This window comes from Bacillus sp. FSL L8-0167, assembly GCF_038630295.1.
Taxonomy (GTDB): Bacteria; Bacillota; Bacilli; order Bacillales; family Bacillaceae; genus Bacillus; species Bacillus safensis.
The window spans coordinates 1,027,825-1,049,033 of the sequence record NZ_CP152027.1 but is presented as its reverse complement, the minus strand read 5'-3'; the positions used below and the strand labels follow the sequence as shown (position 1 = coordinate 1,049,033).

Annotated in this window: 24 protein-coding genes; 12 read left to right on the top strand and 12 right to left on the bottom strand. The window is 42.4% G+C overall.

The window, feature by feature from the left end:
- The first annotated feature begins 64 nt into the window (after positions 1-64).
- Positions 65-601 carry a serine acetyltransferase gene (locus tag MHB66_RS05270; protein WP_046310499.1) on the top strand — a complete coding sequence of 179 codons (537 nt, stop codon included), beginning with the start codon at positions 65-67 and terminating at the stop codon, positions 599-601.
- On the opposite strand, the gene MHB66_RS05265 is transcribed toward MHB66_RS05270, so the two are convergent.
- The 3 genes from MHB66_RS05265 to MHB66_RS05255 form a co-directional block, all read right to left on the bottom strand.
- Entirely contained in the window at positions 596-853 is a 258-nt protein-coding gene (locus MHB66_RS05265) for a hypothetical protein (protein ID WP_024425086.1), read from the bottom strand. The genes MHB66_RS05270 and MHB66_RS05265 overlap by 6 nt on opposite strands.
- A gap of 96 nt (positions 854-949) precedes the next feature.
- The gene (locus MHB66_RS05260) at positions 950-1,516 is read right to left on the bottom strand and encodes a GNAT family protein (RefSeq protein ID WP_041117085.1); all 567 of its coding nucleotides are present in this window, start codon (positions 1,514-1,516) and stop codon (positions 950-952) included.
- A gap of 14 nt (positions 1,517-1,530) precedes the next feature.
- Positions 1,531-2,397: an AraC family transcriptional regulator gene (locus MHB66_RS05255; protein ID WP_041117083.1), complete on the bottom strand. Its 867-nt coding sequence runs from the start codon at positions 2,395-2,397 to the stop codon at positions 1,531-1,533.
- Positions 2,398-2,510: 113 nt separating this feature from the next.
- Between MHB66_RS05255 and MHB66_RS05250 the strand changes: the two genes are divergently transcribed.
- A complete protein-coding gene (locus MHB66_RS05250; protein WP_034282125.1) occupies positions 2,511-3,887 on the top strand; it encodes an MATE family efflux transporter in 1,377 nt (458 codons plus the stop codon).
- Positions 3,888-3,912: 25 nt separating this feature from the next.
- Here the strand turns inward: MHB66_RS05250 and MHB66_RS05245 are convergent, their stop codons facing one another.
- The 4 genes from MHB66_RS05245 to asnB all read right to left on the bottom strand — a co-directional run bounded on the left by MHB66_RS05245 (position 3,913) and on the right by asnB (position 9,723).
- On the bottom strand, positions 3,913-4,752 hold the full coding sequence (locus MHB66_RS05245) for a phytoene/squalene synthase family protein (protein WP_046310493.1): 840 nt from the start codon (positions 4,750-4,752) through the stop codon (positions 3,913-3,915).
- Positions 4,745-6,220, bottom strand: a complete 1,476-nt coding sequence (gene crtI, locus MHB66_RS05240; protein ID WP_034282128.1) for a phytoene desaturase family protein — start codon at positions 6,218-6,220, stop codon at positions 4,745-4,747. Before crtI (MHB66_RS05240) ends, MHB66_RS05245 begins: the two co-directional genes overlap by 8 nt.
- The gene (crtI, locus tag MHB66_RS05235; RefSeq protein ID WP_046310490.1) at positions 6,217-7,734 is read right to left on the bottom strand and encodes a phytoene desaturase family protein; all 1,518 of its coding nucleotides are present in this window, start codon (positions 7,732-7,734) and stop codon (positions 6,217-6,219) included. The genes crtI (MHB66_RS05240) and crtI (MHB66_RS05235) overlap by 4 nt, the downstream gene beginning before the upstream one ends.
- 147 nt (positions 7,735-7,881) lie before the next feature.
- Positions 7,882-9,723 (bottom strand): asparagine synthase (glutamine-hydrolyzing), encoded by a 1,842-nt coding sequence (gene asnB, locus MHB66_RS05230; RefSeq protein WP_041117075.1) that lies wholly within the window; start codon positions 9,721-9,723, stop codon positions 7,882-7,884.
- A 154-nt stretch (positions 9,724-9,877) separates the two neighbouring features.
- Between asnB and MHB66_RS05225 the strand changes: the two genes are divergently transcribed.
- Positions 9,878-10,405: a DUF2777 family protein gene (locus MHB66_RS05225; RefSeq protein WP_041117073.1), complete on the top strand. Its 528-nt coding sequence runs from the start codon at positions 9,878-9,880 to the stop codon at positions 10,403-10,405.
- 38 nt (positions 10,406-10,443) lie between these two features.
- Here the strand turns inward: MHB66_RS05225 and MHB66_RS05220 are convergent, their stop codons facing one another.
- On the bottom strand, positions 10,444-10,812 hold the full coding sequence (locus tag MHB66_RS05220) for a YisL family protein (protein WP_046310488.1): 369 nt from the start codon (positions 10,810-10,812) through the stop codon (positions 10,444-10,446).
- A 92-nt stretch (positions 10,813-10,904) separates the two neighbouring features.
- Positions 10,905-11,810: a fumarylacetoacetate hydrolase family protein gene (locus tag MHB66_RS05215; RefSeq protein WP_034282137.1), complete on the bottom strand. Its 906-nt coding sequence runs from the start codon at positions 11,808-11,810 to the stop codon at positions 10,905-10,907.
- Positions 11,811-11,921: 111 nt separating this feature from the next.
- Between MHB66_RS05215 and MHB66_RS05210 the strand changes: the two genes are divergently transcribed.
- The 9 genes from MHB66_RS05210 to MHB66_RS05170 all read left to right on the top strand — a co-directional run bounded on the left by MHB66_RS05210 (position 11,922) and on the right by MHB66_RS05170 (position 16,271).
- Positions 11,922-12,137 carry a hypothetical protein gene (locus tag MHB66_RS05210; RefSeq protein WP_046310485.1) on the top strand — a complete coding sequence of 72 codons (216 nt, stop codon included), beginning with the start codon at positions 11,922-11,924 and terminating at the stop codon, positions 12,135-12,137.
- A 670-nt stretch (positions 12,138-12,807) separates the two neighbouring features.
- On the top strand, positions 12,808-13,902 hold the full coding sequence (locus MHB66_RS05205) for a CotH kinase family protein (protein ID WP_046310481.1): 1,095 nt from the start codon (positions 12,808-12,810) through the stop codon (positions 13,900-13,902).
- Between the two features lie 122 nt (positions 13,903-14,024).
- Positions 14,025-14,186, top strand: coding sequence for an aspartyl-phosphate phosphatase Spo0E family protein (locus MHB66_RS05200; protein WP_029707539.1), 162 nt, complete (start codon positions 14,025-14,027; stop codon positions 14,184-14,186).
- A 125-nt stretch (positions 14,187-14,311) separates the two neighbouring features.
- Positions 14,312-14,533 (top strand): spore germination protein, encoded by a 222-nt coding sequence (locus MHB66_RS05195; protein WP_003211745.1) that lies wholly within the window; start codon positions 14,312-14,314, stop codon positions 14,531-14,533.
- Between the two features lie 14 nt (positions 14,534-14,547).
- Positions 14,548-14,781: a spore germination protein GerPB gene (locus MHB66_RS05190; protein WP_003210877.1), complete on the top strand. Its 234-nt coding sequence runs from the start codon at positions 14,548-14,550 to the stop codon at positions 14,779-14,781.
- A 30-nt stretch (positions 14,782-14,811) separates the two neighbouring features.
- Positions 14,812-15,426: a spore germination protein GerPC gene (locus MHB66_RS05185; protein ID WP_041117065.1), complete on the top strand. Its 615-nt coding sequence runs from the start codon at positions 14,812-14,814 to the stop codon at positions 15,424-15,426.
- On the top strand, positions 15,423-15,599 hold the full coding sequence (locus MHB66_RS05180; protein WP_003210893.1) for a germination protein GerPD: 177 nt from the start codon (positions 15,423-15,425) through the stop codon (positions 15,597-15,599). The genes MHB66_RS05185 and MHB66_RS05180 overlap by 4 nt, the downstream gene beginning before the upstream one ends.
- On the top strand, positions 15,599-16,030 hold the full coding sequence (locus MHB66_RS05175) for a spore germination protein GerPE (RefSeq protein WP_041117063.1): 432 nt from the start codon (positions 15,599-15,601) through the stop codon (positions 16,028-16,030). The genes MHB66_RS05180 and MHB66_RS05175 overlap by 1 nt, the downstream gene beginning before the upstream one ends.
- A gap of 22 nt (positions 16,031-16,052) precedes the next feature.
- A complete protein-coding gene (locus MHB66_RS05170; RefSeq protein WP_003211468.1) occupies positions 16,053-16,271 on the top strand; it encodes a spore germination protein in 219 nt (72 codons plus the stop codon).
- 47 nt (positions 16,272-16,318) lie between these two features.
- On the opposite strand, the gene MHB66_RS05165 is transcribed toward MHB66_RS05170, so the two are convergent.
- Genes MHB66_RS05165 through sbcD form a run of 3 tightly spaced genes read right to left on the bottom strand, consistent with a single transcriptional unit; the run spans position 16,319 to position 21,205 of the window.
- Positions 16,319-16,618 carry a hypothetical protein gene (locus tag MHB66_RS05165; protein WP_034282144.1) on the bottom strand — a complete coding sequence of 100 codons (300 nt, stop codon included), beginning with the start codon at positions 16,616-16,618 and terminating at the stop codon, positions 16,319-16,321.
- Positions 16,619-16,637: 19 nt separating this feature from the next.
- Positions 16,638-20,033: an SMC family ATPase gene (locus tag MHB66_RS05160; RefSeq protein WP_046310474.1), complete on the bottom strand. Its 3,396-nt coding sequence runs from the start codon at positions 20,031-20,033 to the stop codon at positions 16,638-16,640.
- Positions 20,030-21,205: an exonuclease subunit SbcD gene (gene sbcD, locus MHB66_RS05155; protein WP_046310472.1), complete on the bottom strand. Its 1,176-nt coding sequence runs from the start codon at positions 21,203-21,205 to the stop codon at positions 20,030-20,032. Before sbcD ends, MHB66_RS05160 begins: the two co-directional genes overlap by 4 nt.
- Between the last annotated feature and the right edge of the window lie 4 nt (positions 21,206-21,209).

Sequence of the window (21,209 nt, the reverse complement as noted above, 5' to 3'; positions counted from 1 at the left end):
TCTTGATATAAATGGTTTTGATGGTATAATTTCTCTGAAACATAAAGGGATGGAGGGGAATTTGATGATTTTTACAAAGCACGATCTTCACCATTACTTAACGCAGGATAAGAAAGCATTAGCGATTACGCGCAGAAGACCAAAGTGGTTTGGGGACGATATATGGAAATATCAAAGGTATTTACGAAAATATGAATACTATTCTAATAGCGGCGCTCTACTGCGCAAATGGTTTTATCGCTGTTTACATAAAAAGAAAGGCGTGCAGCTTGGCTTTGATATTCCGATTGGCGTCTTTGGCCCCGGCCTTAGAATCAATCATAGTGGTCTCTTAATTGTGAATAAGCACGCAAAAATTGGGGCATTTTGTGATATTCATCAAGGGGTGAATATTGGCCAAAACCATTCCGAAAAGGATGTCCCAACCATTGGAGATCACGTATGGATTGGCCCCGGTGCTAAGCTGTTTGGAGACATTTATATTGCAAATCATATTTCAATCGGAGCAAATGCCGTGGTGAATCGTTCCTTTCATGAACAGCAGATCGTCATTGCTGGTGTACCGGCTCAAAAGGTAAAAGAAAAAGGCCCTTCTTCATGAAGGCGCCTGATAAAAAAGAATAACACCGATCAAAACAGAGATGAGCAGCATGAGATAAAACAAGATGGTTAAAATCAAGATCGTCCAGCCCAGCCCCTTCCTCTCTGTCTTGATCAAATAAATACCGAGTACGATGGTACTAAATAGCACGCCTAAAATGGCCCACAGCCATTTGTCTTTGTTATGTTTTGGCGCATCAAACCATAAATAGATGGCAACAGCAAGTGAAACGAATAGACCCGTTAATCTCATATTTAAATTCCCCCTTATGTAAAAAAAACACATTTTCTATTATTCGCTTGAAAAACCGATTTTTTTCAGTTTATTCAAACATACGATACTTTTGTCCTAAAATATTTTATCATTGTTCCGCGGAAGGCTTCTCCATTCTTCTCTCAACATTCCGTAGCGCATTGAATCATAATAAACCCCTTGATAATAACGGACCTTTCTCAGTCTCCCCTCAAGGATAAATCCGCAATTCTCTGCGCACCGCATCATCCGTTCATTACCTGACCAAGTTGTTAAACCAATTCGAGGGATATCAATATACGTAAATAACACATCAATCCAAAGATTTAATGCCTTTGTCCCAATACCCCCGCTCCAAAAGCGTGAATCATAAATGATAATGCCGCATTCAAGCCACCTCGTACGTTCATTCTCCCAATAATATGATACGGTGCCTTTGATATCACCATCTATTTCAATGCCATATAGCTTTTGGGGAATGGATTCTTCCTGTAAGTACCGTTTCTTAAATGCAGCAAGCGGGATTTCGTGTTCATAAAAATAAGGGGCATTCCATTTTCGATAGGACTGGTCTGATGCTTTAAATTTTAAATGCCACACCGTCTCTAAGTCCGTTTCGGTTAATGGACGTATGTTCACAAGCTCTTCCTTTTCTTTTTTCATCTGTTCACGTTCCTTTACTTTGTTGTTCTTTTTGCTAAATGACGGTATTCAATCGGCGTCATGCCTTCATTTTGCCGAAACAGCTTAGAAAAATAAGTAGGGTCGTCAATACCTACATGATCTGCAATGGCAGCGATTTTTTCATTCGTTGAGGCCAGCATGCTTTTGGCTTTTTCGATTTTGAGACGATGGCTGTACTGGTTTGGCGTCAATCCATACACCGTCTGCATACATCTTGTCATGTAATCAGGATGATAGTGCAGTTTCTCTGCAAGCTGCTCCATGTGTAATTTCTCCATAAAGTGATGCTCAAGATAATGAACCACTTCTGATGCGACAGTCTCCTTTGCACTTGGAATATGGAATGCTTCCTTTTGCAGGTGAATGAGCATTTCCTCAAATAATAGCTGTTTTTTCAGCGGAAGTTCAGATGCATCATGATTTAGTGCTCTCATCGCTGAAAGATGTTTTTTTAACACACTTCGCCCTTTCACTTTTCCTAAACGGGGCAGACTAAATTCATAGGTTGCCGGCTTTTCGAAGGTCGCTTGATTTTGTTTCATATCAATCCAGTGTTCTCTCGGCCGGTTCGTCAGCTCAAATCGGTCAATTGAGAAATGCAGCCACTCATAGTGCGTTTCCTCTTCACACGGCAGATGTCCACCATGAGACAGGCCCGGTGAGAGAATCATATATTCACCTTCTTTTACATGAAAAGCCTCCTCGCCCTCTGTCATCCATAGTTCACCTTTTGTGACATAGAGCAGATCAAATACAGTGAAGGTTCTTGAGATATGTCTTTCTCCTTGATGAAATACCCCTTTACCTGAAGCAATATAAATAGGAAACGGCGGTACAGTAAATGTAATAAATCGATCCATATTCATCCCCTTATGAAGTCGGATTTCTCCAATAAGTTTCGGTTTCATCTCTTCTTATTATAGTCGATGCACGGTACACTATAAATCGGATTTATACGAAAGGGGGCTATGTGATGAAATCTCAAACCCTGTCATATGAAAAGGTTCAAGCCAAAGATGAGAAAACACACCCTTCATTATTTGCATTAACTTGGCCTATTTTTATCGAAATCTCTTTATATATGCTCATGGGGAGCGCTGATACACTTATGCTCAGCCAATACTCCGATAACAGTGTGGCCGCAGTAGGTGTAAGCAACCAGCTCCTGAATTTATTAATTGTCATGTTCAGCTTCATTACAACAGGAACGACCATTGTGATTGCGCAGCTTTTAGGAGCTGACCGCAAGCAGGAAGCGACTCAAGTCGCCTATGTCTCACTAGGAACCAACTTCTTGATCAGCTTTGTCATTAGTCTCCTCATGTTTGTGTTAGCTGTTCCAATCCTGCACATGATGGGCTTATCAAGTGAACTCATGCCGGATGCGGCGGTCTTTTTACAAATTGTCGGCCTGCTTTCTTTTATTCAAGCACTCATTATGACGTATAGTGCTATTTTAAAAAGCTACGGATATACAAGAGACACGATGTATGTCACCATCGGAATGAATTTGCTAAACGTTGCCGGCAATTATTTGGTCATTTTTGGTCCGTTTGGCTTTCCTGTATTAGGTGTCATGGGTGTTGCCTTTTCAACCTCGCTGGCTCGTTTGATCGGATTGATGGCGATGATCCTCATTGTCCGCCGCCGAATTGGATTGCGCTTTTCACTGAAGAGTATGTTTCACATCCAGCGGACGCATTTAAAAAAGCTGCTGAAAATTGGCATTCCTTCTGCTGGAGAGCAGCTTTCTTATAACGGCTCTCAAATGATTATTACACTGTTTATTACATTTATGGGAACGCAGGCTTTAGCCGCAAAGGTCTACACTCAAAATTTGATGATGTTTATTATGTTGTTTGGTGCAGCGATTAGCCAAGGGACACAGATTTTAATCGGGCGCCATATTGGAGCGAAAGAATTTGATGCTGCCTACCGCAGATGTATGAAAAGCTTATACTGGGCCATTGGGATCTCTCTTCTTTCTTCCACTGCTTTATCTTTATCATCGACGCATTTGCTTACCTTTTTCACTAGCAATCGTGAAATCATTGAAATCGCCGCCACACTTCTCCTATTGACGATCATTTTAGAGCCGGGACGCTCTTTTAATATGGTCATTATTAATTCATTGCGGGCTGCTGGTGACGCGAAGTTTCCAGTGTATATGGCGATGATTTCAATGTGGGGAATTGGGCTTCCGATCGCTTATTTGTTAGGCATTCAGTTTGAAATGGGGCTCATCGGGGTTTGGATTTCTTTTATTGTGGATGAATGGGTAAGAGGTATCTTCATGTATAGGCGCTGGCGTTCCAGAGTATGGACGGAGTATCGTTTTTCTTCCACATAAAAAGGACTGCGGGTGCAGTCCTTTTTTACGTAATATCTTCTAAAATAAGTGCTTTTTCCTGTTTTGAAATAAATGCTCGCTCTGTAAAGACGCGGTATTCGTTTTCTCTTGTTTTATCTAAAATGGCTTTATAAAAGTAGGCTGCTGCTTTCACCGGTATTCGTGAATAGAGCGGGAATTCATGAAGATGGTCAAAAAACTCCTCGTAGTATGCCTCTGCCTCAAAGGCAATGTACTCCCAGACGTGCTGGAAGGCTTGATTCACAATCCCTTCCTGCAATTCTTGCTCTGTGTACCCGAATTGATCCATCACTTGCTTTGGCAAATAAATGCGGTCTCTTTCAGCCTGATCTTCGCCGATATCTCGAAGGATGTTGGTGAGCTGCATAGCAATCCCTAACGAAATGGCTGCTTCTTTTAGCTGCTCTTTTTTACGCGGTGCAATAATGGGAAGGAGCATAAGCCCAACTGTACTAGCAACATGATAGGAATAGATGAGCAGTTCATCCAACGTTTCGTATCGCTGCTGCTCTAAATCCATCTCCTGTCCTTGGAGCAGGTCACGGAACGGGGCTTCATCCATCCGAAACTCTTGAAATGTATGCTCTAGCGCCACCCATATTGGATCATTCCGGTCTACCTCACCTTGTAAAAATCGATCAAACGAAACCCGAAAGGATGCAAGGTCCTCTTTTGGCGAAGGGGATTCATCTACAATGTCATCTGCTCTACGGCAAAAGGAATATACGGCCCAGACGGCCTGTCTTTTCTTTTTAGGCAGCATGGAAAAGGCCCGGTAAAACGTTTTTGAATGGGTTTGAATGGTTTCCTCACACACTTTTAATGCTGTTTGTACATCAACCACTTAGCTTCACTTCCTTTCTATCATTCAAATCTTTTAGTAGTACAGAAGCCATAAGCTTCGCACTTTGCATCACGATCGGCACCCCGCCGCCCGGATGGATGGAAGCACCTGCCGCATAAAGATTATCTGTCTCACTGACCTTCACTTGCGGGCGGAAGACACCTGATTGAAACAAATTAGGCGCAAGTCCAAAGCTGCCGCCTTCAAACAATCCTTCTCGCAAGGAATCATTTGGTGTTCTGACCTTTTTCCAGACAATCGACTCTCGCAATCTCGGAAAGCCTCTTTTCTCAAGGACATCCACCATCTTCTCGACAAACTCTGTCTCCTCTTCCCAGTTGATATGATCTCCTGAAGGAACGGGAACGAGCATGTATAGAACACTGCAACCTTCTGGGGCAAGAGATGGATCAATGATCGATGGATTAAATGTATAAAACGACGGGTCTTGAGGAATCGTTTTCGTTTGAAAAACTTCTTTCATATGCTGATCAAAGTGTTCTCCCATAAAAAATTGATGAACAGGTGCTTCATGATACATCTTGTTTAACCCGAGATACACCATCACACAGCCAGAGGACGGCACGTATTTCCGGCGATCTTGTTCGTCTAAACCAAGCTGTTTTAACGCAGCTGGATAATCTCCATTGATCACAAATGCATCAGCGGTTTCATATTCATCATTTACTTTAGCTTTGACTGCCCGTTTCCCCTCAAACACCAATTGCGTGACTTCTTCATTTTTTCTTACATGCACACCCATTTTGATGAGCTGCCCTTCCAATATATCTACTAAACTCGCATAGCCTCCTTTTAAATAGTAGATTCCATGCGCGTGCTCACTATAGGACACAAGCGAATAAATAGCCGATGCTTCATACGGGTTTCCCCCAACATAGAGGGTTTGAAGTGCGTATGCATCTCGCAGGCGTTCGTCTGAGAAATATTTTTTCAGAGCACTTTGTACCGTTCGATACGCCTTTAATTTCATTAAAATCTTCATATTCGCTTTTGTAAAAAATGTACGTTTTTCGTGAAATGATTTTTCTAGAAAGGCTTGCTGCCCTTCTTGAAACCGGTCTGTCATTTCTTCCATAAACCTCAGGAACCCTTGATCTTCCTTTGGAAATACACGTCTGATTTCATCTAGCTGACGAAGTGCATCAGAGTATTTCGTATAGGAGGTTCCATCTTGATATTGAATTGTGTACAGCGGATCAAGCTGCAGCAGATCAAGAGATGAATCGTCAATTCCTACCTCATGTAAAATGCCTTTTAACATGTCAGGAAGTAGGACAATGGTCGGACCTTCATCTACTTTATATCCTTTCTCACGTACAAAAGCAAGTCTCCCGCCAAGCCGTTCATTTTTTTCGACAAGGGTGACATCATGTCCCGCTTTTTTTAAATAAAGCGCTGAGATCATTCCGCCAATACCGCCGCCTGCAATTAATATATGTTTTTTCATGAGGCGCTCCCCTTTTCTTGATGCGGCATTGTTTTGTGTGAATGTTTCTCTTTTTTAAGAATGGCATTTGTCGTGATACGTGCTGATTCTAAAATGGTTGGCAGTCCGCTTCCTGGATGTGTTCCTCCTCCAACGAGCCAGCAGTGCTTTAATTCATCAAATTCATTGTGCGGCCTTAGGACCATCATCTGCGTCAGCTGGTGGCCGAGGTTAAATGTAGCTCCTTCATATACGTAAAGGTCTTCCTCCCATTGCTTCGGTGTGATCATCCGCTCGACTTCTATATGCTGTCTCACATTCTGAAAGCCCGTTTTCCGCTCCAATGTATCCAGCACAAGCTCTCTAAATTCATCTTGATGCGCCTCCCAATCAATACCGCTTTGGTTATTGGCAACTGGAGCCAGCACATAAAGAGCTGATTTTCCTTTTGGAGCAAGTGAGTCATCGGTTACACTTGCATTTTGAATATAAATAGACGGGTCATCTGGCAGCTCATATGTCTTCGTAATGCCTTTGACAAATCTAGCATAATCATCGGAAAAAACGATGGTATGATGCGGCTCATCATATATGGTATCCAGTCCTAAATAAAGCATAAAGGTAGAGCAAGAGAATTTTTTCTTTTTTAATTTCTTCTCGCTGTATTTCTTTAAGAGTCCTGGCTCGACAAGCTTTGTCATCACATGTGCAAAGTCTCCATTGACGACAACCTCATCTGCTTGTATTTCTTCCCCAGATTCTAAACGAATGCCTTTTACTTTCCTTCCCTCCGTGAGCAGCTTTTCAACGCCAGCTGACAGATGAATCTCTGCTCCAGCTTCAAGCGCGGCCTTTGCCATCGCTTCTGACAGCTGATTGACACCGCCCTTCGGATGAAATACACCTGTGTCATGTTCCATAAACGAAAGGATCGAGAACGCACCAGGGCATTCCCACGGGGACATTCCTAAGTACTTTGATTGAAATGTAAAAGCATATTTCACTGATTCATTCGAAAAATAGTCTGACAGCACATCATACAAACTTTTATTTAGTGAAAGCTGTGGAAATGCTTTGATCACCTTCAGGCGAAGGTAATGATGAAAGCGGTCCATTTTACTTTGTAGAATTGGTGTCAAACGATCCATTTTGCGCTTTGTATCCTTCATAAATCTTAGATACCCTTCGCCCTCACCAGGTGCAAAGGCTTCTAATCGTTTGTACATTTCATCGCGATCCCGAATCATATCGAGCTGATTGTCTTGAAATATTAATCTATACATCTCTTTTAATTCAATCACATCAATATAGTCATAAAGATTTTTACCAGCAAAGGTGAACAGCTCCTCTGCAATATGAATCATGCTGAGAAAGGTAGGACCTGTATCAAACGTGAAATCACCAAGTTGAAACTTAGCGTTACGCCCGCCAACAAAGGGCTGTTTTTCGTATACATGAACATCATGTCCTTTGCTTTGAAGCATCATAGCTGCTGCAAGGCCCCCTGGTCCCGCTCCGATCACAATGATTTTCATTATCCTTTTTCCTCCAAATTAATTCACTTTAAGTTAATTATACAAATTAGAAAGATTAGATCAACTTTTGATGTGCTCAAAAAGTCTCATGTTATGTATCAAAAAAGCCGGCTTCCTTTCAACAAGTGCAAGAAAGCCGACCCTTTATTACGCTTCTATATCAATTCGATACGTTTCAAACCAATGATGAATCTGTGCAAGATGGGCAATCAACTGCGGGCCCTTCATAAGCTGGCCATACCATGGCACATGAAAAGAAGCTCCTTCCGTTTCAATCAGCTGCTTTAATTGATGTGGGTCTAAAAATTCGTGAAGTACAGAGTCTTTTTGCGCGAGGCAGTCTGTTAGCATCTCTTTCACAGCCTGAGTATAGGCTGGATGATGTGTTTTCGGATAAGGACTCTTCTTTCGATAAAGCACTTCATTCGGTAAAATTCCCTCTAATGCTTTTCGTAAAACCCCTTTTTCACGATTTCCATGCATTTTCATTTCCCAAGGAATATTCCACACATATTCGACAAGACGATGATCTGCAAATGGCACACGTACCTCAAGACTAGCCCCCATACTCATTCGATCTTTTCGATCAAGCAGTGTTGTCATAAACCAGATCATATTTAAGTAAAAAAGTTCTCTACGGGCTTTATCAACGCCAGTTTCTCCATCTAAAAGAGGCGTTTCTGCCACCGTTTCTTCATATTTGCTTTGCGCGTATTCCTTAAGTGACAGCTTTTTTTGCCACGAGTCTTGCAGGAGCTGAGTTCTCGCTTCAGTCGATCTCATCCACGGAAAACCATTCGTTTCATTTTCCATATGGAACCAAGGGTAGCCGCCAAAGATTTCATCAGCACATTCACCTGACAAGCCAACAACGAAGTCCTTTTTAATTTCTCGGCAAAACCAAAGCAAGGAAGAATCAATATCTGCCATACCCGGTAAGTCTCGAACCTCAACGGCTTCCTTCAGATAGGAAGCGAGCTCTTTTTGTCCAATGATACAGCTGTGATGATTCGTTTGAAACGCTTTTGTCATTTGATCAATCCATGGGCCGTCAGCATTCGGCTGGAATTGATTTGCCTCAAAGAATTGATCGTTTCCTTCGTAGTCAATGGAATACGTATGAAGCGGTGCTTCCCCTATTTTCTCAAAGTGCTTAGCGGCAATGGCAGTAATGGCACTAGAATCGACGCCACCAGATAAAAATGTACATACAGGCACATCAGAGACGAGCTGTCTTGTCACGGCATCTGTAAAGAGATGCTTAATGTGCTGTGCGGTGTCATCAAGTGAGTCGGTATGCTCCTTGCTTTTGACATTCCAATATCTCCACACGCGCAGTCCGTCTTTTGAAAAGGTCAAGGCATGTGCAGGTCTCAGCTCTTTTATCCCTTTAAACACTCCTTGACCTGGTGTTCTTGACGGTCCTAAGCCAAAGATCTCCGACAGCCCTTCATAATCGACTTTTGCTTTGATATCAGGGTGAGCAAGAAGTGCTTTGATCTCTGAACCAAATAAGAAGGAATGATGACGTTCTGTATAGAAAAATGGCTTGACGCCTAGCCGGTCTCTCCCTGCAAATAACAATTCACGCTCACTATCCCAGATCACAAATGCAAAAATGCCATTAAAATGGGAGACACACTCTTCCTTCCATTCTGTATAGGCATGAAGAAGAACTTCTGTATCAGAATGCCCAAGAAAGCGGTGCCCCCTTTTTAATAATTCTTTTCTTATATCCTCCGTGTTATAGAGCTCTCCATTGTATACAATCGTATAAGCATGGTTTTGATGTGTATATGTCATCGGCTGCTTTCCGCCTTCTACATCTACCACCGCTAACCTTTTATGCCCGAAAAGAACGTGCTCACTTTTCCACGTATTTGTATCATCTGGCCCTCTTTTAGATAATGTATCTGTCATTTGATTGATTACATGATCCTGTTGGATGAGCTGCTTTTTAAAGTCTGCCCAGCCTGTAATTCCACACATCATCATCAGCTCCCATCCGTTTTTCCTCAAGTGTTCTCATTCAGCCTTTCTTAGTTTATGCATCGTTTCCTTGATAGTTGATTTGTCCTTTTTTCCCGGCGTATAGGACAAGCTTGATTTGGTAAGAAAAGAAAGAAGAAAGGAGCTTTTGCAAATGGAAAATCGAATGAAGCAGCTTGAACGCTGCAGCCGAAGATGGTGTAACGGGTATTTGCTCATTGAAAACGGGCATTGTCTGATTGAAGATGAAGAAGGAGAGATCATGCTGCCAGAAAGTCTTCAAAGCACAATGATCTGTTTGAAGGAAAATGACCAATGGACAAAAGGGGAATTGCTCGGTTCTATGATTCTTCATGAAAACGGGCAGCTAATAGAAGTACAGGGAGGAGAAAACATTCAATATACGGCGTCCCTTGCCAAAGGATGGCTTGATCTTCTCATGTTCGTACCGGAAAACGTTTTTGATCACATCCTTGAACAGGTAGAGCAGCTTGGTTTTTCCGTCTATGATTGTGTCTTCTCCTCCTTTTATTCAATGCAGCGCGTCTCTTTCTTTCAGTTTTCGACAGATACGCAATCACTTGCACTTCAATGTCACTATGAGCCTGCAGCCAGCCACATTCGTTTTGAATGGACCACTTCAGACGGACAACGGATCGTTTCACAATTTGATGCCACATAAAAAGGACACTGCTTCGTATAAGCAATGCCCTTTTTATATTAAAAGATATGGAAACCGATCGGCAGACGTAAACCGAGAAGAATGGTCACAATCGCAAATACGATAAACCCAATCAACACACCAGTCACCGATTTTCCTTTTTTCTTGCGCACTAGGACCATTTCCATGAAACCGATCACGAGGATACCGAGAATCATTTTTCCAATATACTCGCCCCCGAAACCTGGAATTTTCATTCCTGTGCGAACATACAATTCTACGCCTGTTGCGATAATGATCAAGTAGAATAAGCGAACGATCATGTGCACAATTGTAGCGCCTTTGTCGTTTTTACCTGCAAGAGCAAAGGCTACGAAGAATAAAATAATCCCCAGCACCCATGCTGTGATATGTAAATGTGTTCCCATTTGTGATTTCCCCCTTTATCAGAACAAGTACCTTCTCATCGTACCACGAAATAAGTCGAACACAAAGCGACAATCCTGTGTCATCACGCGCTTTATTTGACGTGATTTGTCAGCGTTCCAATCGGCTCAATTGTGATGTCAATTCGATCTCCAGAAGCTAAAAACTTAGGCGGTTCAAAGCCCTTCCCTACCCCAGAAGGTGTACCTGTTGCAATGATGTCACCCGCTTCTAATGTCATCCCTTTTGAAAGAGTGGAGACAATGTCTTCAATTGTGAAGATCATTAATTCCGTACTGGCAGACTGACGAACCTCTCCGTTTACCTTTGTTTCCACATGGAGCGCACCATGATCCTCGATCATTGACTTATGAACGATATAAGGTCCTATCGGGCAGGTTGTATCTAAGCTTTTGCCAATGAAAAATTGTTTATGTTTTTTCTGCAAATCTCTTGCCGTCACATCATTTAAAATGGTGTAACCGAATATATAATCTTGGACCTCTTCAGGAGCAATGTTTTTCCCTGATTTGCCCATCACAATGGCAAGCTCTCCTTCATAATCCAGTTCACTGGTCACACCTTCATGAAGAAGAATGTCCGCTTCGTGTCCAATGACAGAAGTAGGTGCCTTTGTAAAAATCATCACGTCTTTAGGAATATCCGCCGCACTTCCCATCTCCATGACATGGTCTTGATAATTCTTTCCGACACACATGATGTTTTTAGACGGCTTTGGAATCGGCGCATGGAGTTTCACGTCCGAAAGCGGATATACATAAGAACCGCGGTCTTCTTCTTTTTTCTCAGCCCAATCAAGAAGCTGTCCTACATGTTCAACAAACTTGTCCCCCATTTTGATACACTCAGATAAAGAGTTTGGCAGTGTCTCAAGCTCAAATAATTTGGCTTCTGCCTTTTTGACGTCCATCACCCATTCATCATCAATGACTACCCCAATAAACATGCTGCTATGTATCTCACCTGTAAAAAACTTCATGTCTTCCCCTCACAATCTTCATTTCGCTAAGTTATGATGTCTCATTTTATTTCTCTACGAAATAAAAAAAACCCTTTTTTATCATACTCTCTTTTAAAAAGGGTTTCAAAAATGATGATTGAATGCTTAGCGGAAACGGCGGTACTCCCACATGTTCCCTTGATCCCATTTACGCTCAACATTTCCTCTATTTCTGGAACGATGCGACTTCTTTCCACATCTTCGGCAAGAGCGGCTGCGCTTATGGTGATGAGAACGTTTAGATCGATGGCTGCGGCGCGACTTTCGGCTCTTCTTATTGTGGGATCTGTGCTTGCTGCGATGTGACTTGCGGCAGCTCTTCTTATGATGAGATCTGCATTTGCTGCGGTGTGACTTGCGGCAGCTCTTCTTATGGTGCGATCTGCATTTGCTGCGGTGTGACTTGCGGCAGCTCTTCTTATGATGAGATCTGCATTTGCTGCGATGTGACTTTTTCGGTTCGCTCTTTTTGCTTCTGTAAGATTTTTTGCTTTTATATGACTTTTTACTCTTCATGCTTTTCTTCGAACGATAGCTTTTCTTAGAGCGATAACTTTTCTTTGAACGATAGCTTCTGTAGCTTTTTTTACTGCGGCGTGATTTACGGCGTCCACCACCGCCAAAGAACCAATGACCGCGACTTGAATGACGAGAACGAGCTGACTTATGCGAACGTCTCGATTCTGGTTCACGATCTAAGTGATGATCACGTCCCTCACTTCGAAGTGAAGCTACTGCATGTTCAATGTGTGAATGATCAAATGTACTCACGAACAATTCCCCTCCCAGTCTATCTTCGACAAAACAAACAGACAAAGCTGTTTATCTTCTCTGCTTTATGTTACGAGATTCGGTAGACAAGTGTTCGTGACGAATGCCTCTTTCCTTGAAAACTCCATGAATACCTACCAGCCGGTACAGGACATTCCTTCACTTTCATATCGTAAAGAAGAGCATATAGGAGGCTGATGAACATATGAACACAGAACCTTTAAAACAACTTGATATGTGGATTCATCCAAAGGACCTGATTGAATTAAAAAAAGACATTTGGAACGATGAACCTGTTGAAGCTATTCTAAAAACCGGCCAAACCAAATCACATATTTATGCTTCATACCGCGGATCGCACATTAGAAAGCTTAAGAAAAAGTCCTATCAAATTGAATACCGAAAGCCAAAACAAAGACAAGGCGAATCCATCTTTCATTTAAATGCAGAGTACAATGATCCGTCGTTTATCCGAAACAGGCTGTCCTTTTATTTCTTTGAGCAGATGGGGGTGCATAGCCCAGCCGCTTCTCATGTGTTTCTCACCATAAATGGAAGAAAAGAAGGGATTTATTTGAAAATAGAATCTGTCGATGAGTTCTTTCTTCAAAAACGGCAGCTTTCAGGAGGCGGCATTTATTATGCGGTTGATGATGACGCGAACTTCTCCCTTTTGAGTTCTTTTGATAAAAAACCAAAAAAGCACCTTCTTCTCGGATATGAGAAAAAAACGGGGACTTCTCAACATGATCAGCGGCTGAGCGAATTTATTTACTTTCTCAACACAGCGAAAGATGACACTTTTGCAGAAAAAATTGAACAATACCTAGATGTGACACAGTATTTCCGCTGGCTCATCGGTGTGGTATGCACACAAAACTTTGATGGTTTTGTTCATAACTACGCTCTTTATGTAAATGAACAAGGGAGGTTTCAAGTACTTCCTTGGGATTATGATGCAACATGGGGTCGTGACATTCATGGAGAAGAAATGCCGTTTGATTATATCCCAGTAAACGGGTTTAATACATTAACTGCTAGATTACTAGATATCCCTTCGTTTAAAAGAGCCTATTACACACTTTTCCAGCATGTACTCGATACACATTTTGTAGAAGACCGGCTCTGCCCAGTCATCGAGAAATGGCATGAATCGATTGAGAATCGAATTGGAGATGATCCATATACGAAAGATCGAAAAGATGTCTTGCAGTCTGAAAGAGACTTAATCCGGCAATATATCAACAAAAGACGACGTTATTTACAGACTGAGATCAAAAAAGAGATTTTTGGTACGTAAGAACACTTTCGAATTTTGTCACTTTATTACTCATATTGACGAAACAGCTTTTTTTATAGAAAAATAGGGTATACTAACCATATCCTTCTATTTGATAAAAAATGTGAGAGTTGGCGTCCGTTATGATCAATTATGAAATTGAACAAAAAAGATTACATTTAATTGAGACTGCAAAAAAATTCGGGATGAATGCCGAAGAAACGATCAGGTGCAGTCAAGAGCTTGACACACTCTTAAATAAAGGCATCAAATCCACCTCTAAAGATTGCTCAAAAAAAGGGTAAACCATACATCTAATTCCTCTCATCAAAAGCTTTCAAAAAGACAATCACACATTAAAAGACCCATCATAAGCTATGGTGAAACGCCCAAAACAAGTGCCCTAATTTTATAAAGGATGTGCACCGCTATGCCGGCTATTGTGGGAGCCTTTAAAGTAAATGCCGTCGGAACGAGCGGAGTCGTTCATGTTGGAGACTGCATCACTATTTCTCCAAATAGTCAGGTTAAAACGTTTGCTGGCGCAGGCAGTTTTAATACTGGTGATCAATTGCGAATTAGCAACTACAAAAGTGTGACAAATACGTACGACAGTGATGTCATTGATCAACCGCTTGTTGGTAACTTGTAAGGAGTGAGGATCCGTTGAACTTCTATATTAATCAAGCGATACAAATTAATTATTTACGTGTAGAGTCTGTAAGTAACTCCTCTGTTCTGCAAATTGGGAGTGCTGGATCCATCAAGGCCCTTTCCAACCTGTATAACACGGGAAGCTACGTAGAAGCAGCGCCTGCCGCAGCAGGTACACAAGGAATTGAAGAATCTCAAGGCGCAAGCACAGCACCTTTTGTACCGCTTCAGTCACCAACAACTTAAGTCATCTGCAATCCCCGGAGGTGTATGTAAATGTATGATTATCAGAGCAACGCTTCACAGGTATATGGCATCATTCAAAAACACTCGCAACAAATCATGATGCTTGAAAAAAGGCTTAACGAGCTTCAGCAGGAAATACAAATGATCAAAGATAAACCGACAACGAATATTGAACGGATTGATTATCAATTTGATCAACTGAAAATCGAACGGCTGGAAGGAACGCTGAATATCGGCCTCAATCCATCTGATCCAAACAGTGTTCAAAACTTTGAAGTGGGCCAAACAACAACCCCGGGAATTGGAATGATGCAGCAAGAAATGGCTGATCAATTTTTCAATCAAACACGGCAGCTTGTCGATGCATTTTTAAATGAAGAAGCTCCAGAACTTCTTGAAGAACTAGAACAGCGATATGAAGGGTCCCTCGATGAAAGCAACAAACACCATATCATTGAGGATATTCGAAAGCAAATTGACAGCAGGATCAAATACTATGCGGGACAGCTGCCACACCGGGAAGAAATGACACCGCTGCAGCGTTCAGAGCAAATTGCTGAATATGTGAAGCATGATGTAAAGCGGGCGATTGAGCACTTTTTAGCCCATATTCCAAGTGAAACGAAAGGAGAGGAAAACGGATGAATTTCACAGTTGTCAACCGCAACATCGAGACCGGAAGCATTAAAGTAGTCGGGGTTTCGTCCTCTTCCCTGTTTATCATCGGGGACACAGACCATGTACAATTATCCTCGATTTTCGATACACCGCCAGAATCGCTGATTATTGGCCCGTTTGTTCCTCTGGCACCTCGATAATGATCAAGCGCACATCTAAAGTGAAGTTCTCAAAGGTGAATTCTGTCGGGATTTCGAGTGTGGTTCAAATTGGTGATACACAAGAGCTGTGCCCGGCAGTCAAGGTTTTAGCTGTTCAACGAACCATTAGTTTGTTTTATGGCTATGAAGCAGAAAATTTAGATGCGAAAGAATTTGAAGTGTATTATGAGCCCATTCCATTGATGCTGCCAGAACGATCAGTGAGAACGGCATTTTACCATGAAAAGCCTGTGATTAAAGTGTCTTCAATCCATGTAGAAGGGGTATCATCGTCCTCTGTCTATCAAATCGGCTCTACTTGTAGAATGAATGGCGTTGCGCGAGTGAAGCATATTAGAGAGCTGTTTAGCAATGATGAAAGTCCGCAAAACTCACAAATGGACCTACCTGCGCATATGATGGTGATATGACTTCGAATAAAGGATGTCGATTATGCCAGCAATTGTCGGACCCATTTACATTAACTCTATTTCTGGAGGCGTCGTAAACGTCGGTGACTCATTCTACCTGTCGCCTAAAAGTTCGTCAAAATCTGCTTTAGGCTCTGGAGCGGGGAATACCGGAGATTTCTTGATATTAAATAATGGCATTAGCGCCACCAACTATGTGGATCCTGACTTAAATGATCAGAATATGGTAGGCAATGCATAAAGCAGCTCCTCTACACCCATTTCAAATAGAGGAGCGCTTTTTTATGCTTATTTTTTTCTGCGCTGTCTCGATTTTTTCGTTTTGACCAGCTTGCTTGCCGGCTGTTTCCGAATCCATTTGATGTACGAAGCAAGCTTTTCATCCTGCCTCAGCGCATCAATTGTATTCAAACGTGCGGCAAGCTCCTGGTTTGTAAAGAGGGCATGTACTTGTTTATGACAAGGGATGCATAGGAAGGCAGTCGGTAAAAAAGCCCCGCCCTCTTCTCTTGGCGTTAAGTGATGTTCTGTGAGCAGGACATCTTGTCTTCCGCACATCTCACATAATCCAATTGTTTGCTTTGCCACCGTGTCATCACCTCAATATTTACATTAATTCCATTGAGACTGTTGTCCCTTTCCCGCTTGGATCTGCTGGATGGACAATCAGTTTTTTCGGCAGCCGCATTTTCAATTCTTCCACATGGCTGATGACACCAACAGCTAAGTTTTGAGACTGTAATTTCTCTAATGCGGTAATCACTGTATCGAGCAAGTCTTGATCAAGGGTACCAAAGCCTTCATCAAGGAAAAAGAATTGCAGCGGGAACTCACCTCTCAGCTGAATCTGCGCTGAAAGAGCTAGTGCAAGCGCAAGCGACGTCAGGAAGGTTTCCCCGCCGGACAAGCTGGACACTGGACGTCTGACACCGCCATTCGCATCATCACGCATGACAAAGCCGCCTTCTGAATCAACTTCAATCGCATACCTTTGTCTTGTCAAAATACCAAGACGGGCAGATGCATCACGACTGACACTTTCCAGCTGTTCTTCTGCTAAGAACTCAACAAATGTATTTCCTTTAAACACGGTTTGCAGCTTATCGAGCCGATCAATTTCTTGCTGCAGCTCCGCCAAGCGTTCATGAATACTTGCAAATCGCTGGTGATTCTCTTCCATTACACGCAGATGTTCATATGCAGAGCCGCTCATCACTGTTGCTTCTTCCAATGCCTTCTCTGCCGCTTCTTTCCTCAGTTGAATATCAGACCACTGCTTTTCATCTAGTGACTCATCTTTCAGCAGCTCAGAAATTCGCTTTAAGTTTGCGGCACATTGCTTTCTTTTATCCTCAAATTCGTCAATTTCCTGTTTAACCGAGTGACGTACTGCCTGATTCATAAAAGCAGATTCAATCTCTTGAGGCTTATCAAAAGGAGAAGACTCCGATTCTTTAGCCCATGCTGCACTTGCTTCTTGTTTTCTCCGGTCAGCCTCTTGAAGCTGACGCTCACAGCTTGAAAAATGACTTTGTGCTTCACTAAAGAGCTCCTGCGCATGCTGTAATTGCTTGTACGATTGCTGTTCCATTTCATTGAGACGAGCAAGCGTGTGTTCAACCTCGATCAGCTCTTCAGAAATAGAGACAGCTTTCAATGGATATCTCCCTAAATCTGTTTCATATTGATAAATGAGCTGCTGCTGGCTTTCTAGCTGATGCGCTAGTTTATCAAGTTCCTTCTCTACATCATATATGGCTGTTTGCAGCTGTTCTTTTGCCTGCTGTTTTTCTTCCAAAAATGAAATACTTTTCTCAATACGCTCTTTATAGCCTTCCGCTTGCTGGTCCTTTTCGTCGATCTGCTTTTGCATCTCTTGTACTTGGTGCAATGTAAAGTGCGGGAAGGCCTGTTCAAATTGAGACGTTTGCTCTGAAAGCTCAGATTGAAGCTCCTTGATCAGCCCGTCTAATTCTTCGATACGCTGCTGATCAAATGTCATTTGATCTTTCGTCTTGCTTATCTCTGCTGCTTGATCGTATGTTTCATCCATTAAACGAGCTCGTTTACGTTCAACTTCTTGAATATCTTGTTTCAAGCCTTTCCATTCTTGCATGAGATACTGCAAGGACTCCGGCTTTTGCACTGCTTCTACTGCTGCTGCAACTTCCGCACCTGGAGCTTTCTGAGATAAAAAGGCAAACTGCTTTACTAATTGATTGGCGTGCGTTTCCAATAACTGCTTGGCGGCATACATGTCTCTTGTATATTCCTCTGCCTGCTTGAGCTCTGTGTCCATCCGTTGAATCACTTCATCGATTTGTGCCACTGTTTCTTCATGGTCATTGTTTTCCAATGCCTTTGGATCATGATGAATCGATCCACAAACAGGACATGGCTCACCATCTACGAGCTCTGCCGCTAATTCTTTTCTTAATTCTGCCGCCCTAACAGCATCACGCTGTTTTAATTTTGCGAGCTTCTGACTTTGTTCTCTTTTACTCCATTCTGTAAAAGCCCGTTCGAATTCACATACATAGAAATAGAGCTGTTCAATCGCTTGAAACGATTGGTCTATTTTTTCATGATGGTCTTTTTGCTGTTTTTGAAGCTTTTCATATGCTGCTGCGGTCTGTGTTGATCGCTTTTTGAGCTCCTCCATCTTTTGTTCTTCCTTGTGTATGCTTTGGTGTATTCTTTGAACATTTTCGCTTAAACGCAAAGCATCCTGTACACTTTTCCGTTCTTTTACAGAGACTTGTAATTGCTCCAGCTCACGCTTCAGCTGTGTTTGTTTTGCCAGTGCACGTTCTAACAAAGATTGGAGATTGTCTGCTTCTTCTTTTTTTTGTAATAATTGCTGCGCTGTATCGTTTTTTCGCTGTTCGATTGCCGTCTTTTCCTGAAGAGCCGCCTCTTTTTTCCGTTCAATTTCCTTTAGCTGAAGCAGCTGCTCTTTCTTTTGAAGAAGTTCTGGCTCAGTTTCTATTTTCTTTTGCCTTGCTTGCTCATAGTTCTGCGTCATTTGATCATAGATCGTTCGTTGATGCAATAGCTGATTTTCTGCTTCCTGCTTCTCTTTTAATGCTTGAGAAAGCTGATTTTCAGCCTTTGTTAATGCATCCGCATAAGGCTTTAATGCCTCTGCCTGCTCAGCAATATGAAGCTTGGCCTTTTTTTCTTCCATTGATGGTGCCAGTTGATTCAGATGGTTTAGTTCCGTCTCATAGGCTTCTCGTTCCTTTTGATACTGCCAAATTGTTTGCGCCTTTGTAAAAGCAGTGAACGCTTCATCCCGTGCTTGTTTTTTCTCATGAAAAATAGCCTTTGCCTGCTCAGCCGCTTCCTTTGCCTTTGCGAGCGCCTCTGGGCCAGCTTCTCCTAAGCCATTCAGCTCAGCAAGCAGTTCATTTTTTTGTCCATACTGATTCTGCGCTTTTGCGCGCAAACGTTTAACGAGCTGATCCCCATACTTTTCCAGGTTAAACAAACGCTGTAGCATTTGTCGTCTATCGGCTCCTTTTAGGGAAAGGAATTCTGCAAACTTCCCTTGAGGCAGGACAACCGCTCGCGTAAAATCATCAATGGTTAACCCGAGTAATTCTTCTATTTTACGATTGACCTCACTCGCTTTATCTGCAAGAACTGTCTGTGTATCCCCAATTTCAATCAGACGGCATAGTGTCGTTCTGACTTTCATTTCATCTGCCCGCTTGAAAGCACGTTCGACTTTATAAGAAATGTGGTGTTCCTTTTGTAAAGCGAACGTAAAGGAAACTGACAGCTTCTCTTCCGCTTGGTTCAAAATACCATGTGTATTATTTAACGCACGTTCCACTTTGCCATAAAGTGCCAGGGTCATGGCGTCTAATATGGACGACTTTCCGCTGCCTGTCGGTCCAAAAATGCCAAACACACCTGCATCACATAATGAGCTGAAGTCAATTGTTTGTTCTTCTCTGAAGCTATGAAGTCCTTTAATGGTTAGCGTAATCGGCTTCAAGTCGCTTCCTCCTCTTGCATTTCATTGGCGAGCTCCAAAAACAGCTTGACTGTTTTTTCATCAGGAAGACCGCCGCCTGTCTGGCGCTCATAAAATTTCACGAACCGCTCCTCGATTGAGAGCTTTTCGGCTTGCTTTTGTTCTTCCACTTGCTGAAGTTCTTTAAATTTCGGTCTAATATGGACAAACCCGCTATGCTGCTTTCGGAGCTGATGGATCTCTTCTATGGAGAGCTGATCTGTTAAATGAATTTCTAAATCAATCCATGCCTGAAGATCCCGTTTTTCATCCAGCCACTCGTGCACTTGACTCAGTCCCTCAGTTGCCTTCCATTTCACAAGTGGTTTGCCGCTTGATAACAACACTTCTTTCCAGCTTGCTTTTTCATTAGGTTTTGCCTCTACAATCGTGACTGATTTGGCATACCCTGATTCAGAAAAGCTGTAAGCAAGAGGCGACCCGGAATAGCGGGCAATCGTTTTGGCACGCTTGATGGTTTGCGGGCGGTGCAAATGACCAAGGGCCACATAGCAGGCTGCTTCTGGCAGGCTTTCTGCCGCAACGGTATATGCACCGCCTACTTCAATCGGTCTTTCTGAATCTGTTTGACTTCCTCCTGCCACATAAATATGGCTCGTTGCGATATTGACCGTATCGGCTTGAAATTGAGTGCTTAAATGTTGGAACGCTTGCTGTATTTTTAAATTGTAATGATCGCGAAGCAATTTCTCTTCAAATGTTTCAGCCAGCACCTCGTTTAGTCTCGCTTCAGACGGATAAGCGAGTGCTGCAATGGATAAACGTTCACTTGAAGAAGGAACATCGACGCGGATGATGTCATTTGTCGGATAACCAATTAAATGAATCCCCTGATCATTAGTTAAAGGAGATGCGGCAGATAGTCGATCCGGATTATCATGGTTGCCTGAGATGACCACGACCTGACGTTTTCCTTTATCTGATAAGGCGGATAGACTTTCATAAAAAAGCTGTTCTGCTCTAGCAGGCGGATTCACTGTATCAAAGGCGTCTCCAGCCATGACAATGACATCAATGTGTTCGTCTTTTACGATTTGATACAGCTCATCTAAAAACTGTGCTTGCTCATCAAGCCGGCTCCGGCCTTCAAGGGTTTTTCCTAAATGCCAATCTGCCGTATGCAGAATCCTCATGTGA